This window comes from Halopseudomonas sp., assembly GCF_041579695.1.
Taxonomy (GTDB): Bacteria; Pseudomonadota; Gammaproteobacteria; order Pseudomonadales; family Pseudomonadaceae; genus Halopseudomonas.
The window spans coordinates 1-2449 of the sequence record NZ_JBFGFI010000179.1; the positions used below are offsets into that span (position 1 = coordinate 1).

Below are 2449 nucleotides of genomic sequence, written 5' to 3' on the forward strand. Positions count from 1 at the left end.
CACTCTCGATCAGCTTGCCGAGAGCCGCCGGATCCCCACGGTGGAGGCGCTCGAGTCATTCTGGTTCATGTTGCAGCAGGACATGACTGCCAGCGGCAAGATCAGCCGTTTCGATGCGCCGGTTGTCGGTATCGATGGCGAACAGCGCCAATTGCCGGTGGTCCGTGTGGGTCCGTTCACCGCGCTGCAGGGCGAGGATTATCTGCTCTACCAGCCTGATGCCGGGCGGCTGCTGGTGGCTGAGCGTCAGCCGGGTGGGCGCGGGCTGGTGGATGACTTTATTGCGCCGCGTGAGGGGCTGGCTGATCTCAGAGTCGATCCAACCAGAGGCAATGTGCTGCAGCAGCTCCAGCAGACGCCCTCGCTGCTTGAGCGCGTCCATCAGGGTGGCGTGGTCGGGTATGTGATCCTGACCCTGGGTCTGCTTGGACTACTGCTGGCGTTCTGGCGTCTGGGCTGGCTGCAGCGCACCAGTAACCGGGTCGACCGGCAGATAGGCGACCTGGATAACCTCAAGCGGGACAACCCGCTGGGCCGGGTGCTGGGTGTGATCGGCAGTCATCCGCGTCTCGAGCAGCTGGATACGCTGGAACTGAAGCTTGATGAGGCGATTCTCAAGGAAACGCCTGCTCTTGAGCGCTGGCAGGGGCTGATCAAGCTGCTTGCGGCTGTGGCGCCGCTGCTGGGTCTGCTGGGCACCGTTACCGGGATGATTGCCACCTTCCAGGCCATCACCTTGTTTGGTACCGGTGATCCGAAACTGATGGCCGGCGGTATATCCCAGGCGCTGGTCACCACTGTGCTCGGCCTGGTCGTGGCGATCCCGCTGCTGTTCATGCATGGCCTGGTTGCTGCACGCAGCAAGGCATTGATTCAGTTGCTCGAGCAGCAGAGTGCTGGCCTGATTGCGCTGCATCTGGGTGGCGAGGAGAAGGATAATGCCTGAAGGGCTCTGGCAGCTCAGGGATTTCCTCGATAGTGGCGGTTGGGTGCTCTGGAGCATTCTGTTTGTCACCATCGTGCTCTGGACGCTGATGCTCGAACGGCTGTGGTTCCTCGGCCGGGTATTTCCCGGCGAGGCGCGCGAGCTGCAGCAGGGCTGGCTGGCGCGCGCCGACCGCAGCAGTACCGCGGCGCGGCTTATCCGCGCCGCCTGGCTTTCCCGGGCCCAGGTGCGGCTGCAACGCTATCTGCCCATGGTCAGGGTATTGATTGCGCTGTGTCCGTTGCTCGGCCTGTTGGGGACGGTCAGTGGCATGGTTCAGGTCTTTGACGTGATGGCCTTGAGCGGTAACGGTAACCCCCGCGCGATGGCGGCTGGTGTATCCCGTGCCACCGTACCCACCATGGCCGGGATGGTGATTGCCATCAGCGGATTATTTTGTCTGGCGCGGCTTGATCAACAGGCACGCCGGGCGTTGCAGCGGCTCAATGACCGCTTGCGTTTTGAATAGGACTATCTAGATGCGCATGCGCAGACACCACGCAGGTAGTGACGACGAGGCCGGTATCGACATGACGCCGATGCTCGACATCGTGTTTATCATGTTGATCTTCTTCATCGTCACCAGCTCCTTCATCAAGGAAGCAGGCATTACCGTGCAGAGCCCTTCAGCCGCGACCGCGACCGAGCAGCCCAAGGGCAATATCCTGATCGCGGTCAGCCCCGGCGGCGAGATCTGGATCGATCGCCAGCAGGTGGACGTGCGCGCGGTGCGCGCCGTAGTCGAGCGGATGCTGGTGGATCAGCCAGACAGCAGCGTGGTGGTCCAGGCCGATCGTGATTCGCGCAGCGGGCTGGTGATTCAGGTGATGGATCAGGTGCGCCTGGCTGGTGTTCAGGATGTGGCGCTGGCAGCGACCGCTGCCGCCGAGGGTCGTTGATGCGTCTGCTGCTCAGTTTTGTCGGCGCGTTGCTGGTTGCCCTGGCGCTGTTTGCGTTGATGGTTATCCTGGTCATGCCGCCACGTGATGACACCATGGCCGAGGAGGAGCTGGCACGGGTGAGCTTTGTGCGCGCGGTGAGTGATACCGCCAGCGAAAGCCGGCAGCGGCAACAGCTTGAGGCCCCGGAGCGCCCTGAGCCCCCGAAGCCGTTACCTCAGCCGCAACCGGCGAGCGCCCCGCCACAGCTGGCGCCCGAGGTAAATCTGGATATCGACATTCCCAGCCTGCCTACTTCGATCCAGATCAGCAGTGCGCCTGCGCTCGAAGGACTCAGGGCTGCCGAGACAGCAGTTGCACCGGCGCCTGCAGCCGCACCCGCCCCGGCACCTGAGGCAGCCCCGGCGGCGCCCGCCGGGCCATTGCTGTCGGAAGAAGTGACCCCGCTGGTGGACATTCCGCCAAACTACCCGCGTCGCGCGTTGGCTGCCGGCATTCAGGGCGAGGTGACCCTGGCGTTTACCATCACCGCCGAGGGTCGGGTAGACAACCTGCGGGTAACCCA

4 protein-coding genes are annotated in these 2449 nt (G+C 63.6%); all 4 read left to right on the forward strand.

Annotated features, from left to right (window positions below):
* Positions 1–946, forward strand: a 946-nt coding sequence (locus ABYA88_RS16120; protein ID WP_373188402.1) for a MotA/TolQ/ExbB proton channel family protein, incomplete at its 5' end; no start/stop codon positions are given.
* A complete protein-coding gene (locus tag ABYA88_RS16125; RefSeq protein ID WP_373188403.1) occupies positions 939–1454 on the forward strand; it encodes a MotA/TolQ/ExbB proton channel family protein in 516 nt (171 codons plus the stop codon). The genes ABYA88_RS16120 and ABYA88_RS16125, both read left to right, overlap by 8 nt.
* A gap of 10 nt (positions 1455–1464) precedes the next feature.
* The gene (locus ABYA88_RS16130) at positions 1465–1884 is read left to right on the forward strand and encodes an ExbD/TolR family protein (RefSeq protein WP_373188404.1); all 420 of its coding nucleotides are present in this window, start codon (positions 1465–1467) and stop codon (positions 1882–1884) included.
* On the forward strand, positions 1884–2449 hold a 566-nt coding region (locus ABYA88_RS16135; RefSeq protein WP_373188405.1), incomplete at its 3' end, for a TonB family protein. The genes ABYA88_RS16130 and ABYA88_RS16135, both read left to right, overlap by 1 nt.